The sequence below is a fragment of the Emcibacter sp. SYSU 3D8 genome, assembly GCF_039655875.1.
Lineage (GTDB): Bacteria > Pseudomonadota > Alphaproteobacteria > SMXS01 > SMXS01 > RI-34.
In genome coordinates this window covers 1-22113 of the sequence record NZ_JBBYXK010000006.1, presented here as the reverse complement: position 1 = coordinate 22113, position 22113 = coordinate 1, and the positions used below count along the sequence as shown (strand labels likewise).

22 protein-coding genes and 4 pseudogenes are annotated in these 22113 nt (G+C 61.5%); 16 read left to right on the top strand and 10 right to left on the bottom strand.

Going from position 1 to position 22113, the window contains the following annotated elements; genetic code table 11:
- Positions 1-401: 401 nt before the first annotated feature.
- Together WJU21_RS17500 and WJU21_RS17495 are read left to right on the top strand one after the other, a co-directional pair.
- Entirely contained in the window at positions 402-1682 is a 1281-nt protein-coding gene (locus WJU21_RS17500; protein WP_346324754.1) for a DNA methyltransferase, read from the top strand.
- A 1-nt stretch (position 1683) separates the two neighbouring features.
- Positions 1684-2289, top strand: coding sequence for a hypothetical protein (locus WJU21_RS17495; RefSeq protein WP_346324753.1), 606 nt, complete (start codon positions 1684-1686; stop codon positions 2287-2289).
- A 53-nt stretch (positions 2290-2342) separates the two neighbouring features.
- Here WJU21_RS17495 and WJU21_RS17490 read toward each other — a convergent pair whose 3' ends face one another.
- Positions 2343-2897 (bottom strand): DUF3489 domain-containing protein, encoded by a 555-nt coding sequence (locus WJU21_RS17490; protein WP_346324752.1) that lies wholly within the window; start codon positions 2895-2897, stop codon positions 2343-2345.
- A 160-nt stretch (positions 2898-3057) separates the two neighbouring features.
- Here WJU21_RS17490 and WJU21_RS17485 point away from each other — a divergent pair, with 160 nt between their 5' ends.
- The 3 genes from WJU21_RS17485 to WJU21_RS17475 are packed head-to-tail and all read left to right on the top strand — an operon-like array spanning position 3058 to position 5921.
- Entirely contained in the window at positions 3058-3603 is a 546-nt protein-coding gene (locus WJU21_RS17485) for a hypothetical protein (RefSeq protein WP_346324751.1), read from the top strand.
- Entirely contained in the window at positions 3551-5536 is a 1986-nt protein-coding gene (locus WJU21_RS17480) for a phage terminase large subunit family protein (RefSeq protein ID WP_346324750.1), read from the top strand. The genes WJU21_RS17485 and WJU21_RS17480 overlap by 53 nt, the downstream gene beginning before the upstream one ends.
- Positions 5421-5921, top strand: a complete 501-nt coding sequence (locus tag WJU21_RS17475; protein ID WP_346324749.1) for a phage terminase small subunit P27 family — start codon at positions 5421-5423, stop codon at positions 5919-5921. The genes WJU21_RS17480 and WJU21_RS17475 overlap by 116 nt, the downstream gene beginning before the upstream one ends.
- A gap of 45 nt (positions 5922-5966) precedes the next feature.
- Here the strand turns inward: WJU21_RS17475 and WJU21_RS17470 are convergent, their stop codons facing one another.
- Positions 5967-6215 (bottom strand): hypothetical protein, encoded by a 249-nt coding sequence (locus WJU21_RS17470; protein WP_346324748.1) that lies wholly within the window; start codon positions 6213-6215, stop codon positions 5967-5969.
- A 5-nt stretch (positions 6216-6220) separates the two neighbouring features.
- Between WJU21_RS17470 and WJU21_RS17465 the strand changes: the two are divergent.
- Positions 6221-6463 (top strand): annotated as a pseudogene (locus WJU21_RS17465) (IS3 family transposase); the annotation flags it as partial.
- A 93-nt stretch (positions 6464-6556) separates the two neighbouring features.
- The gene (locus tag WJU21_RS17460; protein WP_346324747.1) at positions 6557-7063 is read left to right on the top strand and encodes a hypothetical protein; all 507 of its coding nucleotides are present in this window, start codon (positions 6557-6559) and stop codon (positions 7061-7063) included.
- A 699-nt stretch (positions 7064-7762) separates the two neighbouring features.
- Here the strand turns inward: WJU21_RS17460 and WJU21_RS17455 are convergent.
- Positions 7763-8296: a DUF488 domain-containing protein gene (locus WJU21_RS17455; protein WP_346324746.1), complete on the bottom strand. Its 534-nt coding sequence runs from the start codon at positions 8294-8296 to the stop codon at positions 7763-7765.
- Positions 8293-8505: a DUF2945 domain-containing protein gene (locus tag WJU21_RS17450; protein WP_346324745.1), complete on the bottom strand. Its 213-nt coding sequence runs from the start codon at positions 8503-8505 to the stop codon at positions 8293-8295. Before WJU21_RS17450 ends, WJU21_RS17455 begins: the two co-directional genes overlap by 4 nt.
- Before the next feature lie 340 nt (positions 8506-8845).
- Here WJU21_RS17450 and WJU21_RS17445 point away from each other — a divergent pair, with 340 nt between their 5' ends.
- Together WJU21_RS17445 and WJU21_RS17440 are read left to right on the top strand one after the other, a co-directional pair.
- On the top strand, positions 8846-9445 hold the full coding sequence (locus WJU21_RS17445; RefSeq protein ID WP_346324744.1) for a hypothetical protein: 600 nt from the start codon (positions 8846-8848) through the stop codon (positions 9443-9445).
- A gap of 9 nt (positions 9446-9454) precedes the next feature.
- Positions 9455-9925 (top strand): nuclease, encoded by a 471-nt coding sequence (locus WJU21_RS17440; RefSeq protein ID WP_346324743.1) that lies wholly within the window; start codon positions 9455-9457, stop codon positions 9923-9925.
- A gap of 383 nt (positions 9926-10308) precedes the next feature.
- On the opposite strand, the gene WJU21_RS17435 is transcribed toward WJU21_RS17440, so the two are convergent.
- Positions 10309-10521, bottom strand: a complete 213-nt coding sequence (locus WJU21_RS17435) for a hypothetical protein (protein ID WP_346324742.1) — start codon at positions 10519-10521, stop codon at positions 10309-10311.
- 267 nt (positions 10522-10788) lie between these two features.
- On the opposite strand from WJU21_RS17435, the gene WJU21_RS17430 reads away from it, so the two are divergent.
- The 3 genes from WJU21_RS17430 (at position 10789) to WJU21_RS17420 (ending at position 12799) form a co-directional block, all read left to right on the top strand.
- Positions 10789-11256: a hypothetical protein gene (locus tag WJU21_RS17430; RefSeq protein ID WP_346324741.1), complete on the top strand. Its 468-nt coding sequence runs from the start codon at positions 10789-10791 to the stop codon at positions 11254-11256.
- A gap of 124 nt (positions 11257-11380) precedes the next feature.
- Complete coding sequence (locus WJU21_RS17425; RefSeq protein ID WP_346324740.1) at positions 11381-12190, top strand: transglutaminase family protein; 810 nt, start codon at positions 11381-11383, stop codon at positions 12188-12190.
- A gap of 357 nt (positions 12191-12547) precedes the next feature.
- Complete coding sequence (locus WJU21_RS17420; RefSeq protein WP_346324739.1) at positions 12548-12799, top strand: helix-turn-helix domain-containing protein; 252 nt, start codon at positions 12548-12550, stop codon at positions 12797-12799.
- A gap of 27 nt (positions 12800-12826) precedes the next feature.
- Here the strand turns inward: WJU21_RS17420 and ilvD are convergent, their stop codons facing one another.
- Positions 12827-14662, bottom strand: coding sequence for a dihydroxy-acid dehydratase (gene ilvD / locus WJU21_RS17415; protein ID WP_346324738.1), 1836 nt, complete (start codon positions 14660-14662; stop codon positions 12827-12829).
- A gap of 538 nt (positions 14663-15200) precedes the next feature.
- Between ilvD and WJU21_RS17410 the strand changes: the two genes are divergently transcribed.
- The 3 genes from WJU21_RS17410 to WJU21_RS17400 are packed head-to-tail and all read left to right on the top strand — an operon-like array spanning position 15201 to position 18535.
- Positions 15201-16763, top strand: coding sequence for a recombinase family protein (locus tag WJU21_RS17410; RefSeq protein WP_346324737.1), 1563 nt, complete (start codon positions 15201-15203; stop codon positions 16761-16763).
- Between the two features lies 1 nt (position 16764).
- On the top strand, positions 16765-17646 hold the full coding sequence (locus WJU21_RS17405; RefSeq protein WP_346324736.1) for a ParB N-terminal domain-containing protein: 882 nt from the start codon (positions 16765-16767) through the stop codon (positions 17644-17646).
- A complete protein-coding gene (locus tag WJU21_RS17400; RefSeq protein ID WP_346324735.1) occupies positions 17633-18535 on the top strand; it encodes a plasmid partitioning protein RepB C-terminal domain-containing protein in 903 nt (300 codons plus the stop codon). Before WJU21_RS17405 ends, WJU21_RS17400 begins: the two co-directional genes overlap by 14 nt.
- 263 nt (positions 18536-18798) lie before the next feature.
- On the opposite strand, the pseudogene WJU21_RS17395 reads toward WJU21_RS17400, so the two are convergent.
- A pseudogene (locus tag WJU21_RS17395) lies at positions 18799-19715 on the bottom strand (IS5 family transposase).
- Between the two features lie 288 nt (positions 19716-20003).
- On the opposite strand from WJU21_RS17395, the gene WJU21_RS17390 reads away from it, so the two are divergent.
- The gene (locus tag WJU21_RS17390) at positions 20004-20420 is read left to right on the top strand and encodes a CBS domain-containing protein (protein ID WP_346324858.1); all 417 of its coding nucleotides are present in this window, start codon (positions 20004-20006) and stop codon (positions 20418-20420) included.
- A 147-nt stretch (positions 20421-20567) separates the two neighbouring features.
- Here the strand turns inward: WJU21_RS17390 and WJU21_RS17385 are convergent, their stop codons facing one another.
- From WJU21_RS17385 to WJU21_RS17375, 3 genes and pseudogenes are all read right to left on the bottom strand, one after another.
- A complete protein-coding gene (locus tag WJU21_RS17385; RefSeq protein WP_346324734.1) occupies positions 20568-21059 on the bottom strand; it encodes a hypothetical protein in 492 nt (163 codons plus the stop codon).
- 123 nt (positions 21060-21182) lie between these two features.
- Positions 21183-21545: pseudogene (locus tag WJU21_RS17380) on the bottom strand (TonB-dependent receptor plug domain-containing protein); the annotation flags it as partial.
- A gap of 258 nt (positions 21546-21803) precedes the next feature.
- A pseudogene (locus WJU21_RS17375) lies at positions 21804-22113 on the bottom strand (TonB-dependent receptor); the annotation flags it as partial.

The window sequence follows — 22113 nt, the reverse complement described above, 5'->3', positions numbered from 1 at the left end:
GCAGTGACTCCAATGCGTTGCAACATCACCGGCATTTACATCTGCAACAGGATCGTGGTAGTCTTCAAGCACGGTGGATGACTGTGTGACCAACAGCTCAACCAGCCATACCCCCTATCATCACTCCCTCTAACCCATTGATTTCATGGGTCCCTCCTGTGGGTACCCCCCTGCGGAAAGCAGCCGCTCGAGATAACGGCACCGTCAGCCCTGTTTTTTGGGAAGCCACCCGGGGTCCAGTGAGCGGACGCCGAAGCTAAAACTGCCTGCATATCAAAGGCTTGAACCGCCTCCGGGGTGGATACCTCGTGGAAGCCAGGGATCCACCTGGACTCCACTTTTAGGGTCCAGCCGGAGCCCCGCCGGTATCTACCGGATCCACCATCAATTCGGAATCGACAATGACCCTCAGCTTTGCCCCTGAGGCGATCGAGGCATGGCCGCTCGATCGCCTGATGCCCTATGCCCACAACGCCAAGCAGCACGATGACGCGCAGGTTGCCAAGATCGCCGCAAGCATGGCCGAGTTCGGCTGGACCGTGCCGTGCCTGGTGGCGGACGACGGGGAGCTGATCGCCGGCCATGGCCGTGTCCTCGCGGCGCGGCAGCTGGGACTGACCGAAGCGCCGGTGATCGTGCTGGGACATCTCAGCGAGGCGCAGCGCCGGGCCTACCGGATCGCCGACAACAAGCTGACCGAGCTGGGTACGTGGGACGAGGCGCTGCTGTCGGCCGAGCTGCGCGACCTGCTGGCCGAGGACGTCGATCTTTCGCTGACAGGCTTCTCCGATGGCGAGCTCGACGCGCTGCTGGCGTATTCGGCGGACGATGGCGAGAGCACAACGCCGGTGGTGATCCCGGAGCCCCCGCGTAATCCGGCGTCGCGTACAGGCGACCTGTGGCTGCTGGGCGATCACCGGCTTCTCTGCGGCGACAGCACGAGCCATGAAGACGTGCGCCGGCTGATGAACGGGGAGCGGGCGGTGCTGTTCGCGACCGACCCGCCGTATCTGGTCGACTATGACGGCTCCAACCATCCCACCCGGAACAAGGACTGGTCGAGCAGCTACGGCGTCACCTGGGACGACAGCAGCCAGGGTACCGAGCTGTACGACGGCTTCATCGCGGCGGCGGTGGCCGAGGCAATCACGGAGGATGCGGCCTGGTACTGTTGGCACGCCTCAAGGCGTCAGGCGATGCTGGAGGCGTGCTGGGAGCGGGCAGGGGCGTTCGTGCATCAGCAGATCATCTGGGTGAAGGACCGGGGCGTGCTGACAAGGTCCCACTATCTGTGGAAGCACGAGCCGTGCTTCATGGGCTGGATCAAGGGCAACCGTCCGCCCAAGGTCGCCGACAATACTCTCTCCTCGACGTGGGAGATGCCCAGCTTCGCCAAGGTCGAGCGGCCCGACCACCCGACACCCAAGCCACTGGAGGCCTTCGGCATCCCGATGCGCCAGCACGTCGAGCGGGGCGGGGTCTGCTACGAACCGTTCTCCGGCTCGGGCTCGCAGATCATGGCGGGGGAGGCCAACGGACGGCGCGTCTTTGCGATGGAGATCAGCCCGGCCTATGTGGACGTGGCGATCGAGCGGTGGCAGGCAGAGACGGGAAGGGAGGCCGTGCTGGAGTGCGATGGGCGAAGCTTTATGCTAGTGAAAACAGCGCGCCAATGTGCCTAATATGTGGGGAGATCAGCAAAAATTGTATAAAGTAGGATTAATATCTGCTGGCCAATGCCTGGACCTGTTGCAGACCATGGAGCTTCGCAAGATCGACGAACTTCCTCGCACAACTGGATTGTATGCCCTCGCCGACCATGAAGGCACACTCCACTACATTGGTATTACAGCCGCAGGCTCATTCGTGGACCGCATCTACAGTCGTCACATCAACGGTAGTGAAGAGCGCAGTCATAAGCTCGCCTGCAATTACAATATCGGAAGAATGTGGCGTGATCGGAACTCGGCGGATCACAACCCTGCCGACGCGGCGCTGGCAAAGCGAGTACGTAAGGAGTTCATACGCCGCCATTGTCGCGCGGTTTGTATCCCAATGGAGGGATCGAAGGCAGAACTGGAGGCGTTGGAAAGTGAAGTGATCAGGTTGGCGCCCCCAGACATGGTGAGTTGGAATTCAACCCGAAAAAGGGTGAACCGCCTCCCTGAACCCCGCGAATTGGTCGATGCAATTATATTGGAGCTTGGCCTAGGATCAGGCGAACAAGCGGCGCTGGAGAGACAAGCTCAACTTTTCGATCTGCACGGCTTTAAAGACCTCGCTCCCTGACAGGGAGTGGAAAGAGAGGAAGCAACGGACAGTGAGTTGCCTCCCCTCTCCCATCAGTTCGCAATCCGGTAGACCCGGCCGCGGCCTTCGACCTTCTCGGAGACGACCTCGAGCCCGAGCTTCTTCTTGAGCGCACCGGCGATGGCGCCGCGCACCGTATGCTGCTGCCAGCCGGTGGCGGCGACCACCTCGGCGATGGTCGCGCCCTCGGGTGAGCGCAGCATGGCGATCAGCGCCGCCTGCTTGGTGCCCTCGCGCGGCGTGCGGGCCGTGGGCGCGGGTTCGTCCGCCGGTGCGGTCTTGGTTGCCGCCGGAGCCTCGGGCGCGTCAGCGTCGCCCGTGGGTGAAGTGTCGGCCGGTTCAATGCCGATGGCCGCAAGGCCTGCGTCGGTGATGCGAAGCAGGATGCGCTGACCGTCCTCTCTGGTGCGCCAGACATGATCGGTCGCCAGCGGGGCGAGGACCTCTTCGATCAGTCCGCGCGAGAGCAGGGCGCCCACCACCTTGTGGGCGGCACCGCCCTTCAGGCTGTCGGGCAGTGGCAGGGCCTCGTGGCCGTCGCGCTGGGCGGCGGCGCCGAGGATGACGAGTTGGGTGTCGGTAAGCATGTGGACCTCCTGGTAGAGGAGCGCGACCACCGCGCCCCTTCTACCAGGCCGAGCCCGCGTTGGCGGGCCGGCCCTGATGGCCGTGACGACACGTGTCGCTCTGGTGGCACGGCTTATCAACTCAATCAGACATCATGTTCGGAATAATCGGAGGAACGCCGTGCAGGGCATGAGCGAGCGGGAGTATGCGGCCCGTGTCGGACTGTCGCGGGGCGCGGTCCAGAAGGCCAAGACATCGGGTCGGCTGGTGCTGCACCCGGATGGTTCGATTGATCCAGACAAGAGCGATGCACGGCGCCAGGCCAGCACCGATCCGTCGAAGCAGCGGCAGAAGATGAAGCCGGTGCCCGAGGCAGCGCTGTCGTCGGTTGGCGAGACCCTGCGCGAGAACGGGCTGGGCACGCTGGCCAGCGGCGGGACCACGTTCCTGCAGGCGCGGACCGCCAACGAGGTGCTGAAGGCGCAGGAGCGCCGGCTGCGGCTGCAGAAGTTGAAGGGGGATCTGATCGACCGGTCGCGGGTCACCGCGCTGGTCTTCCGGCTGGCCCGCGATGAGCGGGATGGCTGGATCAACTGGCCCGCCCGCGCCGCTGCCCTGATGGCGGCGGAACTGGGCGTCGACGTGGCCGCGATGCAAACCGTGCTGGAGAAGCATGTCCGACTTCACCTCTCAGAACTCGCCGACGTCAGACCCGAGTTCCGCTGAGGTCACAGCCGCGGCCGGCGCGGCCGGCGCGGCCGGTGCGGCCTTCGAGGGCACCGAGGATGTGCTGCGCGCGTGGGGCGCGGGATTGCGGCCCGATGCCGACCTCACCGTCTCGGAATGGTCCGACCGGCACCGCATGCTGAGCAACCGCGCCTCCGCCGAGCCGGGGCGCTACCGCACCGCCAGAACGCCGTACATGGGGGCGATCATGGATGCGCTGTCCACCCGGCACCCGGCACAGCGGGTGGTGTTCATGAAGGCGGCGCAGGTGGGCGCGACCGAAGCCGGGAACAACTGGATCGGCTACGTCATCCACCAGGCGCCCGGTCCCATGCTGGCGGTGCAGCCCACGGTGGAGCTGGCCAAGCGCAATTCGCGCCAGCGCATTGATCCGCTGATCGAGGAAAGCGCCGCGCTCAGGGACAGGGTCAAGCCGGCGCGCTCGCGCGATGCCGGCAACACCATGCTGTCGAAGGAGTTCGACGGCGGCATCCTGATCATGACCGGCGCCAACTCGGCGGTGGGGCTGCGCTCCACCCCGGCGCGTTACCTGTTCCTCGACGAGGTCGATGCCTATCCGGCCTCGGCGGACGAGGAGGGCGATCCGGTGAGTCTCGCCGAGATGCGCTCGCTCACCTTCGCCCACCGGCGCAAGGTGTTCCTGGTCTCTACCCCCACCATCCGGGGCCGCTCGCGCATCGAGCGGGAGTTCGAGGCCTCCGACCAGCGGCGCTACCATGTGCCGTGTCCCCATTGCGGCCAGTTGCAGTGGCTGAAGTTCGAGCGGCTGCGCTGGGAGAAGGGACACCCCGAGACGGCGGCCTATCTCTGCGAAGGCTGTGACGAGCCGATCCCGGAGCATCACAAGAGCGCCATGCTGTCCAACGGTGAATGGCTGGCGACGGCCAATACGACCGATCCCGATACTATCGGCTTCCACCTGTCGGCGCTGTACTCGCCGGTCGGCTGGCTCAGCTGGGCGCGCATCGCCCGCGGTTGGGAGGCCGCGCAGGTTTCCGACGAGGCGCACAAGGTGTTCCGCAACACCGTCCTTGCGCAGACCTGGGAGGAGAGGGGTGAGGCGCCCGACTGGCAGCGGCTCTATGACCGCAGGGAAGTCTGGCCGGTCGGCACCGTGCCCACGGACGGGCTGGTGCTGACCTCGTTCACTGACGTACAGGGCGACCGGCTGGAGACCTCCGTCTGGGCCTGGGGTGAGGGACTGGAGAGCTGGTTGATCGAGCACGCCGTGATCCGCGGCGCCCCCAATGAGGCTGAGACCTGGCTCCAGCTCCACGACCTGCTCAACGACCGGACCTGGCGGCAGGAGAGCGGTCACCTGATGCGCATCGCCGTCGGCATGGTGGACAGCGGCGCCTACACGTCTGAGGTCTACAAGTTCATCCGCTCGCAGGATGCGCGCCGCATTCACGCCTCCAAGGGCCAGAAGCACGGCAAGAACGTCTCGTGGATCGGCTCGGACATCGACGATGCCACCCGTAGGCATGGCGGGCGCAAGATCCGCAACATCGCCACCTCGTCGCTCAAGCATGAGTTCTACCGCCAGCTGCGGCTCGAGCGGCCGACCAGGGAGAGCGGCGACCCGTTCCCTGCAGGGTATGTCCATCTCTCCGAGGCAGTGCCGGAGGACGGCTGCCGGCAGCTGGTCTCGGAGGTTTACGATGCGGGGAAAGGTGTCTGGAGCGTGCGCCAGAGTGAGCGCAACGAGTGGCTCGACTGCCGCGTCGGCGCCCGCGCCGCCGCCTACTGGGCCGGTGTCGACATGATGTCGGAGGACGACTGGCAGTCCCTGCGCGATGAATACGCCGGGCCCACGCCCGAGCAGGTCAGGGCGGCGCCGGAGCGGCACCGACGCGAGCCGGCGCCACGTAAGGATAATTGGATACCGAGAAGGGACAAGCGGTGGCTGTAAAGCGAAATGTCTGGCCTTAATGTTCATGGTCAAGGCGCGGGCCGAATGGCGGCGGATGGCGAAGCACCTGTATGGCCTGGGCCTGTTGACAGACATCGACCGGGCCGCACTTGCTGGCTATTGCCAGGCCTACGGACGCTGGGTTGAGGCGGAGGAAGCCATCGCCAAACATGGAATTGTCGTGCGCTCGCCTAGCGGCTTTCCGATGTCGTCGCCGTTCCTGGCCATCGCCAACAAGGCGCTGGAGCAGATCCACCGGTTCGGTATCGAGTTTGGAATGACGCCCGCCTCGAGGAGCCGGGTTTCGGCGATCCCGCCACACCGGTCGGGCAACCCGTTCATGCGCAACGGCCGGCGGGAGCCCAATCCGTTCGAGGGAATGTGAGATTTGATCGACGACCTTGGCGCGCGGACGCCGGAGACTGCGGTCTCAGGCGGCGTGTCCGCCTTCGTGGAAGGCCTTGTCGGTGAGCTCGCGCAGGCGGTCCCGGTAGTAGTGGAGCGTGGTGACGTCGGCCCAGTTGATCCTCGCTGGTGAAGCCATTTGGAAGGCTTGGTCATCGGCATGCCCGGTCTCTTCCAGGACACCCAGCGAGTGCTTCAGACTTACCCCAGCGGTCTTGGAAATATGAATGAAGATCGCCCGATTGTCGCCGAATATGCCTCTTGCTTGGTTCATAGCCCTGGCACCAGACCGTGAAAAACCGCATTCTGCTGGAGAACTACTTCCTGCCCGGCGACGTCGAGGCCCGGATCGAGGCCACCGGCGAGCATGACAACGGCCAGCTTTACCACGAGAGCCTGGGCAAAGTGACCGCCGCCGACGCCTACTTCGGCAGGGCCCAGGCCATCATCAAACAGCGCGAAAGGATCAAGCGACAGACCATCGAATACCGGCGCTTGCAACACCGCAAGCTCGCCGCCTAACATCAACCCCAAGACGAGACCGATCCTCCGCTAATCAAAGCTGAGATCTGGGCTAAATGTTCTGACGACGGACATTAGTGATGGGAGAGAGACATGACGCAAGGAATTACACCATCGGCGTTTCGTTCAAGAGCTTTGCTTTCGGCAGCTTTTCTGGGCTTCACACTCTTGGGAATGAGTTTTGCCCAGGCTCAGGAATCGGCCCCTGAGCGCGAGGCCGCAACCGCGTCTCAAGGCGACGATGCCATGCGAGGGATCGAGAAATCCGACATTAGGCGCGGGCAAACGGGCGTTGGTGATGTCGATGGCGATGGACTTGCGGATCCGGATCAAGTCAGCCGAACCGGTAAATTCAAAGCAGGCAAAGCCCTCGCCGAAACCGTTAAAAGTGTGGGCCAGCCCTCCGCTGGCGGGGGAGATCAGGAAGCGCCGATCGCGCCAGGCAAGGTTGATTCCGGAAACGCTCTGAACGCCGTAAGTGGCAATGACGCAGGATCAACGGCCCAGCAGCGCATAAAGATGAAGAAGCTCAAGCCGACCGAAGTGACCTTGGAGCCGATGGATGAGACTGATACCTGCCCCACGCTCCCTTGTCCGTAAATGACAAGCCATGAGGTGAACGTAGCGCGAACTGCTCTGCGGGGTCAGCAGGGTCGCAGCCTTCATTTGTTCGCCCTGGGCCTGCTCACCGACATCGATCGGGCGGCGTTTGCCGGATATTGCCTGGCCTAAGGACGATGGGGCGACGCCGAGGAGGCACTGGCCAAGCACGGCATGGTGGTGCGCTCACCGAGCGGGTTCCCGATGCCGTCGCCGTTTCTGGCCGTCGCCAACAAGGCTCTCGAACAGGTTCGCCGGTTTGGCATCGAGTTTAGAATGACCCCGGCATCGAGGAGCCGCGTCTCCGCCATCCCGCCGCACCGGTCGAGCAACCCGTTCATGCGGAACGGTCGGCGGGAGCCCAATCCGTTCGAGGGAATGTGAGAGCCGAGGTACCCCTCACTACACGGAGGTGCTGCTGGCAGCTCCATGCCGCAATCCGCGCCGCCTCGGGCCCGGTCTCAGAAGCTGAGCAAGACGCCGCCGGTCACCGTCAGCGGCTTGCCCGGGCGCAGGCCGTAGGGCTGGCGCGCGACCGGATAGGTCTTGTCGAACAGGTTCACCGTCAGGGCGACACCAGTTCGCTTCCTGGGACGCTGGGGAGCCCAGGCATGCTGCTTGGCTTTGAAGGCTGGCTGAGGCTGCCTTCTGAGTCAGCATCCGGGCACACTTTCAGAAACTACCTATTACGGCCCATTGTCATGATACCGGGTAAATGACTGCGCCGTCCTCCCGCAAGCGCGCCCCCTCAGACGGTTCCGCCATGACGGCACGGCCGGGTGCCATCAGATGTCGCACCTCATGGCCGTTTAGGAGGAGGTAATCAGTGATAATCCTTCGATGACAGCGCCACCAGACGGCTTCCGAACACATCATGACCAGGGGGTGTTCGTGGCCGAACTCCACCAACTGCCGGAATGCATCCTGAAAGTCACTGCCAAGAGCGTAGTCGGCATAATTGTGGAAGGCCGGCACCCTCCAGAATGCGTTAAGGCTCTCGGCGACATGCGGCTGCTTCGGACGGCGTCCGCCAAGAGCAACCATATGACGATAACCAATCTGATGTTCGGCCAGCATCTCCGGAAACTTATCGTTGTTGAAGTCGGGATTGCTGCGTGATTTCGGGAACGAGCGCACATCGATGAGAAGGCGGATATCAGCCTCGTGCAACATGCCGATGACCGTCTCCACCGATCTGTTCGAATGCCCAATGGTTGCGAAGCACGCGCTCATGAACTGAGCCTTGTCAATGCGCCCTCCTTATGCGCCGCGATGTGATCGGTCTTGTCGCTTTGTATCTCGTACTGCGGATCCTTTGCCGAAGCGCGGTGACGATGGCCCTTGTAGTCGAAATCCGCCTCGTGAACTTTCACGATGTGGCCGCTGACGCGTCCAGCCTCGGAATTCCAGCTTACATGATCGCCAATTGAATATTTTGCCATAGGCAGCCTCTTTTACTCACCCAACATATGCCCTCGCCGCAATGTTCCGATGATTACCAGTTCGGTCGAGGCTACGTTGGGCGCTCGAGGCCACGTTGGGCGCCTTCAAGAGGTGCTTGGCTTCCCTGAATGCCGCCCGTCCAACGACGAGTTCGTCCAGGGATTGATCCCTGAAACGCGCTGATGTGTGTGCCTCTGCCCTGACAACCATCCAGCCTTTTGCCTGCCACCAGTAACCGGTCTTAAGATATTGGAGGGTGTGCCTACTATGCATCAGGCCGGGAGTTGCGGTAGCACAACAGCCGGCGCACATTGTTCCCCGATGCCTCGGGAGGTTGAAGTGGAACCTGCAACAGATCTATTGACTGTAACACGCCGCCTCATCTTGATGACGGGGGCAGCGCTCCTGATCGTGACTGCAATCTTCGTCCCCCCCTTCGTGTTTGGCGGTCGTCTTATGCTCACGCCCTTGGCGTTTGCTTGCGGCATCATCGGGGGATTCGTCAGTATGCAGCAGCGACTTAGAAAGGTTCCGCCCGAGGAACTTCGGCTTCTCGCTGGTTCCTGGTTCCAGGTTGTCCTGGTGCCGATCTTCGGCGGAATATTTGCACTCGTGCTCTACTGCATGTTTCTGGGGGGCATCCTTGCCGGAAACCTCTTTCCGGTCTTTTACGTGCCGGCGCCAGATCACGCTCCGCCAGATTCGAGTTTCATGATCGAAGTTTTGGTCAGGACCTATCCGGAAAAAGGCGCGGATCTGGCGAAATTCATCTTCTGGTCCTTTGTGGCAGGTTTTTCGGAAAGGCTTGTGCCTCAGTTCATAGACAACCTGGCATCCTCGGCGTCTAGCCAGGCTCAGGAGCCCCCGGATAAGCGAGAACCTGAAAACGGTTCTAGCGAAGAGGGCCTGGCAGATCGTTCGAACCGGCTCAGGAAATAATCAGCTCCGATGGGGGAGAAGCGTGAGACCGAACTTCGAAGTGGCCTGGAGCCCGCCCTCATTGCGGTGACGGCGTTGATCCTCACACTCTTCTCTCTGACGGCGTGGCCCGCCATGGCGGATCCTTGCATGGCGATCCCGGACAAGGGTCCACTTCCGGCCTATCTGACCAAAGGCTCGAATTTCTCGGGACCAGTGGTTTATGTCGGTGACGGCGACAGCCTTTGTGTCGCGCTCGGCAGCGGACCAGAACACTGGATCGAAGTCCGTATCAGCGACTTCTACGCCCCCGAACTTAGGGAGCAAGGAGGCGGTGACGCCAAGCGCGCCTTGGAGAAAATTGCGCTGGGCAAGAAGGCAGATTGCGTATCGGGCAAACGCAGCTACGACAGGATTGTTGCCCACTGCCGCATCTCCGGCACCTCGATCGGCGATCAAATGCGCGCTGCCGGGATTAGGGAAGGTGGCCGTGGTCGCTGATTGATCCAGATGTTCCTCGCGGAGCGCGATTTTATCGGACACGCCGCGATCAAATGTGGGAGACGTCCTTTTTTACAAGCGCTCCAACGACCACAGCGGCGCCAAGCCCCAGCGCACCATTAACCCGCGATGCCTCGGCGCTGCCCGTCACAATCAAAACGTCCTGCGTTAGCGCAACATTCTAAGCCGGCTCCAGGTTCGTTGGCGCGGCCGAGAACGAGCTGTAGTGAGCATGAACCTTCTCCCGCGTGGGTAGCTTCACTTGTCCGCGCGCGGTCAGTCCTCCTGCTTCTTGGGAGCAACCACTTGGGCGGCGCCGTCCCGCCACATGCTGTCGTCCTGATGGCCGAGCGCGTGCGCTCCGCCATCGCTTGCGCCCCGAATCATAAGTTCATGGTTTGTTCATCGTGGTGTGGTAGATGCTGGCGAGTGGCCGCCGATGGGAATGTGACCGCTTCAGGCGGCGTGCCCTGGGACAGGACCGGGGCCGCCCAGGCAAAGATGACAATGACAATGCGGATTTGGTGGATTAGCCCACCATGAATGTTCAGGTGGAACTTAAGGCGCGGGAATCTCAATCGGATATTCAGGTTCATGGAATGCTCCTTGGATGAAGGAGCATTATCCAGCCTTGAATGACGCGATTTGTAATCGATTTTGTATTAAGCGCGCGATATCAGCGAGTTAAAGTCTAGCAGCGGAGGGGGGCGACCTGTAAGACGCTGGATCCCTGTAAGCACCGATTGCTTGAACTGAGCCGATCGCGTTGACCGCCAAGGACCTCATTGAGTTCATAATCCCTGGTTGGCATGCTTGTCGGTGAATAGTGGAACTTGTCCTGAGCATGGGGCGCGGGGATTCACATGATGAATGTTTCTCTCGTGGCTATCGCCGCGGCAAGTCTGGTGTTTGCCTCGTCCGGTCACGCTCTTGATCTCGCACTGACCTGCCAGGGCACCGCGACGATAAGTCGCGACAACCAGGCGAATGTCCGGGCCAAGAGTTCGACTGGCGAAACGGCAACTGGGACGGTCGATTTTGGTCCAAGCCTCCAAAGGTTTGACGCAGTCGTTCAGGTCAGCATCCGCGAGGGACACGCCAAGGTTAAGATTCCGGCCGAACTGGTGGGCATCTTCGTCCGGAAGAGGGATGGCTGGTACAACATCGACGGTATGAGCGTAACGGATGAGGAAATTCGAGGGCACCTGCCGATGATGTTTAATCCTCCCGTAGTCATCGATCGCATGACGGGGCGAATTGAAATCGGACGGGCTACCGGGTTCAATGGCCAGTGCGAAGTCGAGGAGCGTCCGTCCGTGCCGAAGTTCTAGGGGTAGTGAGCTCATTCTGGTCGATGCCGATAGCAGCGCGTTGGCGGCAGGCCAGCCCGGTAGCATTGACCATCGCTTTTGCCGCGCATCTGTGTTCCTTTGACCGCTTCCTCGGGAGACAGGCATGCGCATACGGGTCGGCTACGAATTCACCTACGATTTCCCACAGCCAACGCCGATGATCGCCCTGCTCAACGTGCACTATTCGCGCGTCGCCAGCCTCGAGGGTCCCGACCACCTGACGACCGTCCCGCCCGTGCCCGTCGAAAGCTACCGCGACAGCTTCGGCAACTGGTGCAGCCGGCTGGTCGCCCCCGCGGGCCGGTTCACCATGACCACTGACGCCGTGATCGACGACGACGGCCTGCCCGACCCGATTGACCTCGACGCTGTCCAGCACCCGGTGGAGGACCTGCCGGCCGACACCCTTCAGTTCCTGCTCGGCAGCCGGTACTGCGAAACCGACCGCCTAGCCGACGAGGCCTGGCGGCTGTTCCAGCACACGCCACTCGGCTGGCAGCGTGTCCAGGCGGTCTGCGATTTCGTCCATAACCACATTCGCTTTGATTACCAGCAGGCCCGCAACACTCGCACCGCCGCCGAAGCCTATTTCGAGGGCACCGGCGTCTGCCGCGACTTCGCCCATCTGGCGGTGACATTCTGCCGATGCCTCAACATTCCCACCCGCTACTGCACCGGCTATATCAGCGACATCGGGACGCCCCAGCCCTGGGGCATCGGTGATTTCGCCGCGTGGATAGAAGTGTTTCTCGGCGGCCGGTGGCGCACCTTCGATCCGCGCAACAACACCAGGCGCATCGGCCGCGTTCTCATCGCCCACGGCCGCGACGCCGCTGACGTCCCGCTCACGCACACCTTCGGCCCTAATAATCTGGCCGGCTTCCGGGTCTGGACCGACGAAATCGCCGGCTGATCTTACCTGACGGTCGCCCCTGTGTTAGATGCACCACGAGATCAAATGCGCCGACGGCTTAAACGGCGCCCTGCGTAATCTCCGCACAATCTGCGGTGAATAGGCCACTTAATCTCCGCAAAACATGCGGCGAATAAGGGATGCGATTCTGCTGTCGCCTCCACATTCGCTCGGATTGGGCATGGTCCTGTGGCGATACCTGAGATCGCGATTCACGGTCATGCGCCTAAGCGGGGGGCAACCCGGCCTCTTACCACACAAGAACATTTTTGTGTGGTAAGAGGGGGGGCGCTTCCACGTGGGTGAGTATCGCGGCTTGCCACCGCGCTTCCCCGTATAGTCGCCCTGAAGATTGCCATGGAACGAACCCGAACGCCCCGGCTGCCGGAAGCTGTCTTGAGGCGACACCATAAACTGAACCAGCTATCCCAGACTGAGCTCGGTTTGCTGTCGGGAGTGGGTCAGAAGACGGTTTCAAAGATCGCGAACGGCAATGCCGCGGCAAAGCTCGATACTCTTTACGAGCTGCTTGCCGCTCTCGACCCGGAAATCGTCGTGATGCCGCGAACCAATGGCTCTGCTCAGGAAATCGAGGAATTATTCTCCTAGATGCCCAGATGCTGTCGGACCAACATCCTACTCTGGCAGCTTGCGCACGGCGCCCTGCGCCGCGCTGGTCGCGAACGCCGCATAGGCTCTCAGCGCCGTCGTCACCTTGCGCTTGCGCATCTCGGCCGGCTTCCAGCCGGTCTGGTCCTGCGCCGACCGGCGTGCCGCCAGTTCCGTGTCGTCCACCGCCAGGTGAATGGTGCGGTTTGGAATGTCGATCTCGATCCTGTCGCCTTCGCGCACCAGGCCGATCAGCCCGCCGTCCGCCGCCTCGGGCGAAACATGCCCGATGGAAAGTCCCGAAGTGCCGCCCGAAAACCGTCCATCGGTGATCAGCGCGCATTCCTTGCCCAAGCCCTTCGACTTCAGGTAGCTGGTTGGATACAGCATCTCCTGCATGCCCGGCCCGCCGCGCGGGCCCTCATAACGGATCACCACCACGTCGCCCGCTTTGACCTGATTGAACAGGATCGCCTGAACCGTCGCATCTTGGCTCTCGAACACCCGCGCCGGTCCGGAAAACTTCAGGATGCTCTCGTCCACGCCGGCGGTCTTCACGATGCAGCCTTCCGGTGCCAGATTGCCCTTCAGCACGGCCAGGCCGCCATCCTTCGAGAACGGATGCTCGGCGCTGCGGATCACGCCGTCGCGGCGATCAACGTCCAGCTCTTCCCAGCGCCGTTCCTGGCTGAATGCGGTCTGGGTCGGCACGCCGCCAGGCGCTGCCAGGAACAGGTCCTTCACCTTCTGGCTGGTGGTGCGGGTGATATCCCAGTGGTCGATGGCGTCGCCGATCGTCTTTGTATGCACGGTCGGCAGCTCGCGGTTGATCAGCCCCGCACGGTCCAGTTCACCCAGAATCGACATGATGCCGCCCGCACGGTGCACGTCCTCCATGTGGACGTCCGCCTTGGCCGGTGCCACCTTGCACAGCACCGGCACCTTGCGCGAAAGGCGGTCGATGTCCTCCATGGTGAAATCCAGTTCGGCCTCGTGCGCCGCGGCCAGGATGTGCAGCACCGTATTGGTCGAGCCGCCCATGGCGATATCGAGCGCCATGGCGTTCTCGAACGCACCCTTCGAGGCGATGTTGCGCGGCAGCGCGGTCTCGTCGTCCTGCTCATAATAGCGGCGCGCCAGATCCACGATCAGGTGCCCGGCCTCCAGGAACAGGCCCCTGCGGTCCGCATGGGTCGCCAGCGTCGAACCGTTCCCCGGCAGAGACAGGCCCAGCGCCTCGGTCAGGCAGTTCATCGAGTTGGCGGTGAACATGCCCGAGCACGAGCCACAGGTCGGGCAGGCCGACCGCTCGATCTTCTCCACGTCCTCGTCGCTCACCGAATCGTCGGCGGCCGCCACCATGGCGTCGACCAGGTCCATGGCCTGCATCTTGCCCGCCAGCACCACCTTGCCCGCTTCCATGGGCCCGCCCGACACGAACACCACCGGGATGTTCAGCCGGAGCGCGGCCATCAGCATGCCGGGCGTGATTTTGTCGCAATTCGAGATGCACACCATGGCGTCGGCGCAATGCGCGTTCACCATGTACTCGACGCTGTCGGCGATCAGCTCGCGCGACGGCAGCGAATACAGCATGCCGTCATGGCCCATGGCGATGCCGTCATCGACCGCGATGGTGTTGAATTCTTTCGCCACGCCGCCCGCCGCCTCAATCTCGCGGGCGACCAGCTGTCCGAGGTCCTTCAGGTGCACATGCCCCGGCACGAATTGGGTGAACGAGTTCACCACCGCGATGATCGGCTTGCCGAAGTCGCTGTCCTTCATACCGGTGGCGCGCCAGAGGCCGCGCGCGCCTGCCATGTTGCGTCCGTGGGTCGTGGTTCGTGAGCGATAAGCGGGCATTGTCGTTCCAGGCTGGAGTTTGATGTGCCCTATATGGACCACCCGGCATGGATTCGGAATATCTTTCCGGCTAATTCAAATGTGCACACGGAACATGAATCTCGATGTCGCCGATCGCGAAACCGTCGATCAGTTCGACGGTCTCCAGCAGTTGGTCGCGAATGCCGCTGAGGGCGAGGGCTGGCACCAGGCGCTCTTTTCCCGTAAGCGCGAGCACCGCGAGAGTGACGGTGTGAGAGTGCCGCATCAATCGCACAAGGTGGAGGCCGTTAGGGCCGGAACTACCGCAGAGCCAGTTCCTCGCTGACCGCTCGGAGGCGCCTGTCCACGACATCACTGTCTTGATGGCTCTGTGGCTATCCCCGAGATCGGATCGCAACGCACGGGAAATGGTTGCCGTATAGGCTTCGATCGTCCCCGAAGAATGCATATTTCTGCCCATTACCGGCAACCTCTTCCGCAACCGAGTACGCTACCCTGAGTTCAGTATCGTGGTCGCGAATGGTGTCGGCAGCGTGGCGCCGACGAAAGGGCCCTGATGGCAACGTCCGCACGCGCACGGCGCAAGCCGCCTGAAAACGACCAGGCAAATCTCGCGGCTGTCTATTTGAGGGTGTCAACGGAGCACCAGAAATACTCCACCGAGTTCCAGGCGGTCGAGATCGCAAAATACGCCCAGACGGCGGGGCTGGCGATAATCCGGACCTATACCGACGAGGCCAGGAGCGGGCTGAACATCCGGGGCAGGCCCGGTTTGCAGCGGCTCATATTCGATGTCGGATCCGGCCATGCGCCTTTTGGCGTGATCCTCGTTTATGACGTGAGCAGGTGGGGCCGCTTTCAGGACACGGATGAAAGCGCCCACTATGAGTTTCTCTGCCGTACCATGGGGATCCGGGTGGTTTATTGCGCGGAGCCATTCCAGGACGACGGCTCGCCCCTGACGCTTCTCGTCAAGAACATCAAACGCGTGATGGCCGCGGAGTATAGCCGCGAGTTGTCCGCAAAAGTGTTTGCCGCAAAAAGGCGTCAGGCGCTGCGGGGCGTCCACACAGGCGGCCCACCCATCTATGGCTTGCGCCGGTTGCTGGTCAGTCAGAACGGCGAGCCCAAAGGGCTGCTAGCTCCGGGCGAGTACAGATCCATCAAATCCGATTGCGTGCATCTCGTCCACGGTGCGCAGGAAGAGGTGGATACTGTCCGGTGGATATTTGCTGCCTTGGTCGAAGAGGGGCTCACACAGAAGCAAATTGTAGATGTTTTGAATGAGCGCGGCTGCCGACACCCAAGCGGTAAACCTTGGCACCGAAGCATGATCTGCAAGATTCTCGACAATGAAAAGTACGCCGGCGTCAGTGTCTGGAACCGGGCATCATACAAGCTCAAAGGCCCTCGTGTAGCGAACGAGCGCCACGACTGGGTGCGAGTGCCCGCAGCTATCGAGCCTATGATTTCCGAAGAGCTCTTCAGGAGGGCTCAGGACTGCCGGCGCGAGCGTCGTAGTCGAACCGATCCTACCCTGATGCTTAATGGGCTCCGCGCACTGCTGCGAGAGCAGGGACACCTGTCGATCGAGATTATCGATGGGTGTCCGGCAATACCATGTGCGGACACCTATGCCCGGATCTTTGGAGGCCTTTTGAAGGCCTATCGCCTCGTCGGCTACAGCCCCCGGCGCAACTACCGGACCCATGAGGCAGACCTGCGTCGTGTCGCACGCCAACGTGAGCTTCTCCGCAAGATTGCGGCCCGGGTCAGGGAATGTGGTATCAGCTGCGATCTTCAGTCGGGCATGAAACGCCTCCTTGTCAGTGATGAAGTGACCATTATTACCAAGGTTCTGCCTCCGGTCGAGGCGAGTAGCGGACAGGTGCTGTGGTACTGCGCCCGGATTCCGAAAGGGGGCGATATATACATCGTCGCACGCGAGTTGCCGGAAGCCCCTGGCGCGGAGGACTACTACGTTGTGCCGGCGTGCAAGATGCCTAGGCCCCCGTTCAACATGGCGCGTGATTCAGGACCGATACCCCAGGTCTTTCACGCAACCAGCCTCGATCGGACCGTGGCTCTGCTCGCGCGCAAACCGCTTTCAGAGGTGTGATATGGCGGCGCTGGTCACCGAGCTTGTCCCCATCGAGAGAATCAAGATTCCCAATCCCCGCAGCCGCAACCAACATCTCTTCCAGGAAATTGTCGACAGCATCGGGAAGGTAGGATTGAAGCGGCCCATTACCGTGTCGCGGCGAGCAAAAGGTCGTAATTTCGATCTTATCTGTGGCCAAGGCCGGATCGAGGCGTTTCGCGCGCTCGGACAATCGCTCATTCCAGCGATCGTGCTCGACGCAACTGTCAGCGAGTGCATGGTCAAAAGTCTGGTCGAGAACGTAGCGCGGCGCAGACACACACATATGGAATTGCTGGGTGATATCGCCGGGCTCAAGCAGCGCGGCTACGACAACCAACAAGTCGCTATCAAGACCGGCCTTAGTCCCGAATACGTTGCCGGCATAACCAGGCTTCTGGAGAACGGCGAGCAACGTCTGATCAATGGCGTCGAGCGCGGGACGATACCGCTCACTGTCGCCATCGACATTGCGGCGGCTAACCGGCCTGACATTCAAAGCATTCTGCAGAGCGCTTATGAGTCCGGCGTCCTACGGGGTCACAAGCTCATTGCCGCCCGGCGCCTGGTGGAGAGCAGGCAGCGCAAGGGCAAGTCGACCGTACTTCCTTCGCGCGGCGGCGAAAAGATGACCGTGGCCGGGCTGGTTCGGACCTACGAACGGGACGCTGAACGAAAACGCCACCTCATCCGGGAGGTGCGCAACAGTGATGAGCATTTGGCGGTCCTTGCCCATATCCTGAAAAGCCTGCTTGCCGATCCTGGCTTCGTGGCGGTCCTGGATGTTGAGGGGCTCTCTTCCCTGCCGGAGTGTCTCGCTAGGCGCATCAAGGGAGAGGAGGGCACCGATGCCAACAGGTGAGGACGTCGCTGTGGGGTTTCATCCACAAGGTCGAAGGGTATCAATCAGTGATCTGGTTCCTACCAAGCGCATCTCCTCGCAAGTGTATCAAAGCAGGAAATACGCTCAGATCGTTGCCTCTGTCCTCCAGGTGGGCCTCGTGGAGCCGCCTGTGGTCTCTCCCGATGACGATGGAACCTACCTAATCGTTGACGGACACATCAGGATCAACGTGTTGCGGGAGATCGGGGAAACTGAGGTGGAATGCCTGGTTGCGACGGATGATGAGGCATTCACGTACAACAAGCGCGTTAATCGGCTCACACTCGTCCAGGAGCATCAGATGATACGGCAGGCTATCAGGCGCGGAGCAGCGGAAGCGACGATCGCGGCTGCTTTGTCAATGGACCTCACGACGCTGCGGCAACGCAATCGGCTGCTCGACGGCATTTGCCCAGAAGCCGTGGACCTTATCAAGGATGCCAACGTCCCGCGCGCCGTGTTCCGGGTGCTCAAGAGAATGAAGCCGGTGCGCCAGATCGAGGCCGCCGGGCTCATGGCTGATTTGAACAAATTTACCGGTCGCTACGCTGAGGCCCTTCTTGCCGCAACCCCTGACGAGCAGCTGGTATCTCGGCGGATAAAGCACGTTCCGCCCGAACGCGGTTTCGCACGTCTGGCCCAATTGGAAGGTGAGGCTCGGAATATCGAAGCACAGTATAGGGCGGTGGAGGAGTCATACGGTCAGGGTCAACTCGACCTAGTCGTGGCAACCGCTTACGCTTCGCGCCTGCTTCAGAACGCTGAAGTTTTGCGTTATTTGGCGAGGTGCCACATCGATTTTCTCGGCGGTTTGCAGCGCATTTGTGGAGGGACCAGGGTCGAGCCGGATCAGTTGGCGGCAAGGTGAAGGGCTAGCAGTTTGCATGTGCTCTCTTCGCGATCCAGACGATGTGAGGCGCCCTGAGTTGGACACCCACTGCCGGATATTGCCGCTGCTCAATGCCCTTCGCCGTACCCACGTGACATTCTTCAAGCACGGTCTCGCACCATCCAGGAGGTTTGCTGGCGCTGCTTGCGGCGGGCCGGCATCAGTCTATGGGCATTGCCGCACCGCGTTCGCGTAGCAATGAAACGCCATGCTAGAATCCACGCCGATATTTGATTCGGGGGCTACGTGGAGCATACGGAACGGGACCGGCTGTTAATCGAGCGCATGCCGGAAATTATGTCAGACGAGATAGTCCACGTTTTGAGAGATGGCCGTGGTGTCGAGCTTTCGATGGTGGTCTCAAAGTCCTTGGCGAGGCGGCCGTTGCGGCCGAACCAGGCGAAGGTGCGCTCGACGACCCATCGTTGCGGCAGCAGTTCGAAGCCCTTGGCGGTGTCGGATCACTTGATGATTTCGAGCGTCCAGCCGCCTTTCCCTTGAGCGTGGTTCGGAGTTTCTCGCCGGCGTAGCCGCCCCCCGCATTCGCAGAGGCAGGCTTGGCGAACACATGGCGCAGCCAGGGGAAGCTGTGGCGGATGTCGGCGAGCACCAGGGGCGCGCCATCCCTGTCCCGGATGTCGGCGCCATGAACCACGGCATGAGCCAGATATCCGAGGGTGTCGGTAAGGATATGGCGCTTGCGGCCTTTGACCTTCTTGCCCGCGTCCCCCCGGGTCCGGCTTTGCCGGCCCGAGGGCAGGCTGCCCCGCGGGGCCCGCCGCTTTCAGCGGTTTTCACGATCTGGCTGTCGATCACGCTGGCGTTGGGCGAGGCCTTACGGCCTTCGGCCTCTCGTGCCCGTCATCAGACAATGATTGATGTGATGCCACAGCCCGCTGTCGCGCAATTAGTAGAAGTACCGCTGCACGGTCGAGACCGGGGGAAACACGCCCGGCGGCAGCATCCGCCAGGGAAGGCCGCCGCGGATCAGATACAGCAATCCGTCCATGACCTGGCGCAACGGCCATTTGCGCGGCCGGCCAACGCACGATGCCGCCGGCAGGTACGGCTCGACAATCGACCATTCGCCGTCCGTCAGATCGCTTGGCAACCGCTGTCCGCTTCGAGCATGCTGTGCCCGGGTGATGTCAGTCCACATGTGCAAACTCTGTCGTTTCTCGCATATCCGATAGAATCACAACCGGCTGATATCACTCAGCTTAATTTCGGGTTAGACACTCAGAGAAAAGCTATAAACTCAATCAGTCGATGTCCCGCAAGATCGTCGATCCTACAAACGGAATCGACTGCCAGCGGCAAAGGGAGACAAAGCAGGTAAAACCCTGTCATCGCGCCGCGTGATCATCGTCATGACGCACCGTTTCCTGTATAATTATTGCAATCAGGCGGGACTGTAATCCCGTTTCCTAGACAGGAGGGTCCAATGATCACGGTTAAGCAAGCGATGCATCGCGGAGTCGACTGGTGCCCACCAGAAACCCCGCTTTCGGATGTTGCCAAGCTTATGCGCGACAAGGATGTAGGCGCAATTCCCATTGGCGAGAACGACAGACTTATTGGCATGGTGACCGACCGTGACATCGTCTGTCGCGCGATTTCGGACGGCAGGGATCTGGATTCGATAACCGCGGGCGACGTGATGACATGCGGCATCATCTACTGCACCGAGGACGAGGACATCGAGGACGCCATCTACCTAATGGAAATGAAGCAAGTTCGTCGACTGCCGGTCGTTAACCGAGAGAAGCGCTTGGTCGGTATGTTGAGCCTGGGCGATGTCTCTCACCGAGTGTCCCGGGAACTCTCTGGAGAATTCGCCGGGGCGGTTTCCGCGCATCACTGAGGAGCGTGACCGTCTTGCAGTGGCGGGTGACAGATTGGCGGTAGGATGCGCCGGCAATGCGATTGTAAGTTTGCGGCGCGCTTGATTTCTGGCGGGGCCTGTGGGCTGCTCTATATAGAGTCGGCGGTCTTCTGAGGCTTTTACCATCTAGGGATACGCGACCAGCGGCTGCAGGCCGTCATAACCCCAGTCCCGGCGCGTCGGGTAGATCGCCCAGGAAGGGCAGAAGGAAGCTTCCTGTGGGGCGACGAGTGCGCGGCATCCGGTTTCCAGATTGACGATGTGCCCGTCGAACGTTGGATTGGAGTGACTGGCTGCGTATATCGCAACGCCGCCGTCATATACGAGGACTGAGCCCACGAGATAGCGGCTCAGCGTTTGCGGTGTCCTGAACTCGCGTAGCACCAAGGTCGCATCCGGAAACACCAAGCAGCGATCCGGGTGCAGGTGGCATGGTGAAATAAACTCAGGCATCCCAGATTTGCTATCTAGGTGAACCAGCCAGATATTTTCCGGCCCGTCTGGAACCTCGGCCTTCAGGAACGTCCCCGAAACGTCTCCAAGATCGCATTTGAAGACGGTTCCAGGCCTAATTTTTTCGTCGGTGCTGACAGCCGCTCCGAATGCGTCGATGTGCATGGACTTGGCCTCGCGAATTGGGTTCGCTCTGTCCCGAAACAGTGCGCTCCGCGTCGACATACGTCAATCCATCCGGCTCCAGGTCGCTTCTCCGTTTGAGGCTTACGACCGGAAGACACAAGCCGTGACCTGATTGACGCCGCCGCCGGTGGCGCCGATGCCCTGCAATGCGTTCGAGCCGTAGATCACCTCGACGCGCTCGATGAAGAAAGGGTCGATGGTGTAGCCATCTCGCGCCCCGTCACGGATCGGTGTCGACTGCGGGATTCCGTTCACGGCATAGAGCGGCGAGCGTCCGCGCAGGGTTTCGCCCGCCCCCTAAAGCTTCTGCCGGGTCGGCGAAAAGGAGGGCGACAGTGCGGACACGGCATCGACGATGGAGCCGCTGATCGACACCTGCTGCTCAAGCGTGATCTCGTCGATCACATTGATGGTCAACGGCAGCGCGCTTGGCGGCAGCACGTTACGCGCCGCGGTGACGATGATTGTATCCTCGTCCCCCCGAACGCGAGAAGGCCGACGATCGTTCCTGCGCGAAGACTGCGGCGGGGATCAGGAGTGCGGATGCGGCGAGGGCATGACGAATAGAGCGAGTGGCGGGCATTTTCCGCCCCTTATTAACTTTACCGCCAGCCTATTAATCCACATGCAAACGCCTAGCAATAGCAAATATGGGCCAAACCATGTTTCGGAAGGAGGCTGCCATGGCCTCTAATGGAAGTCATGGCAGCCGGATCGTCGGGCCTAGAAGCTCCCCTGCCACCGCAATGTGATCGCGCGGCCCCGGCCGGCGACGTAGTCTCGGTTGGTTACAAAGGTCGCGGTCTGCGAGAAATACGTGACGTAGGTCTTGTTCAGCAGATTCTGGACGGCGAGCGTGAAGCGCCCGAGATTGTCTGTCTGATAGAATACCATGGCGTCCACCAGGGTGTATCCGGAGAAGTCATGCTTCGGCAGGCCGCCATCGAAATGCCGGTCGAACAGGTGAGACATCTGTACCCGCCCGCTGAGGCCCCCGAAGATAGGACCCTGGATATAGGCGTTGAGCCGATTG

Coding starts and splice junctions, on each gene's coding strand:
- WJU21_RS17500 (WP_346324754.1), top strand. CDS start 402: ATGACCCTCAGCTTTGCCCCTGAGGCGATCGAGGCATGGCCGCTCGAT.
- WJU21_RS17495 (WP_346324753.1), top strand. CDS start 1,684: ATGTGGGGAGATCAGCAAAAATTGTATAAAGTAGGATTAATATCTGCT.
- WJU21_RS17490 (WP_346324752.1), bottom strand. CDS start 2,897: ATGCTTACCGACACCCAACTCGTCATCCTCGGCGCCGCCGCCCAGCGC.
- WJU21_RS17480 (WP_346324750.1), top strand. CDS start 3,551: ATGTCCGACTTCACCTCTCAGAACTCGCCGACGTCAGACCCGAGTTCC.
- WJU21_RS17475 (WP_346324749.1), top strand. CDS start 5,421: ATGAATACGCCGGGCCCACGCCCGAGCAGGTCAGGGCGGCGCCGGAGC.
- WJU21_RS17470 (WP_346324748.1), bottom strand. CDS start 6,215: ATGAACCAAGCAAGAGGCATATTCGGCGACAATCGGGCGATCTTCATT.
- WJU21_RS17460 (WP_346324747.1), top strand. CDS start 6,557: ATGACGCAAGGAATTACACCATCGGCGTTTCGTTCAAGAGCTTTGCTT.
- WJU21_RS17455 (WP_346324746.1), bottom strand. CDS start 8,296: ATGAGCGCGTGCTTCGCAACCATTGGGCATTCGAACAGATCGGTGGAG.
- WJU21_RS17450 (WP_346324745.1), bottom strand. CDS start 8,505: ATGGCAAAATATTCAATTGGCGATCATGTAAGCTGGAATTCCGAGGCT.
- WJU21_RS17440 (WP_346324743.1), top strand. CDS start 9,455: ATGGGGGAGAAGCGTGAGACCGAACTTCGAAGTGGCCTGGAGCCCGCC.
- WJU21_RS17435 (WP_346324742.1), bottom strand. CDS start 10,521: ATGAACCTGAATATCCGATTGAGATTCCCGCGCCTTAAGTTCCACCTG.
- WJU21_RS17430 (WP_346324741.1), top strand. CDS start 10,789: ATGATGAATGTTTCTCTCGTGGCTATCGCCGCGGCAAGTCTGGTGTTT.
- WJU21_RS17425 (WP_346324740.1), top strand. CDS start 11,381: ATGCGCATACGGGTCGGCTACGAATTCACCTACGATTTCCCACAGCCA.
- WJU21_RS17420 (WP_346324739.1), top strand. CDS start 12,548: ATGGAACGAACCCGAACGCCCCGGCTGCCGGAAGCTGTCTTGAGGCGA.
- ilvD (WP_346324738.1), bottom strand. CDS start 14,662: ATGCCCGCTTATCGCTCACGAACCACGACCCACGGACGCAACATGGCA.
- WJU21_RS17410 (WP_346324737.1), top strand. CDS start 15,201: ATGGCAACGTCCGCACGCGCACGGCGCAAGCCGCCTGAAAACGACCAG.
- WJU21_RS17405 (WP_346324736.1), top strand. CDS start 16,765: ATGGCGGCGCTGGTCACCGAGCTTGTCCCCATCGAGAGAATCAAGATT.
- WJU21_RS17400 (WP_346324735.1), top strand. CDS start 17,633: ATGCCAACAGGTGAGGACGTCGCTGTGGGGTTTCATCCACAAGGTCGA.
- WJU21_RS17385 (WP_346324734.1), bottom strand. CDS start 21,059: ATGCACATCGACGCATTCGGAGCGGCTGTCAGCACCGACGAAAAAATT.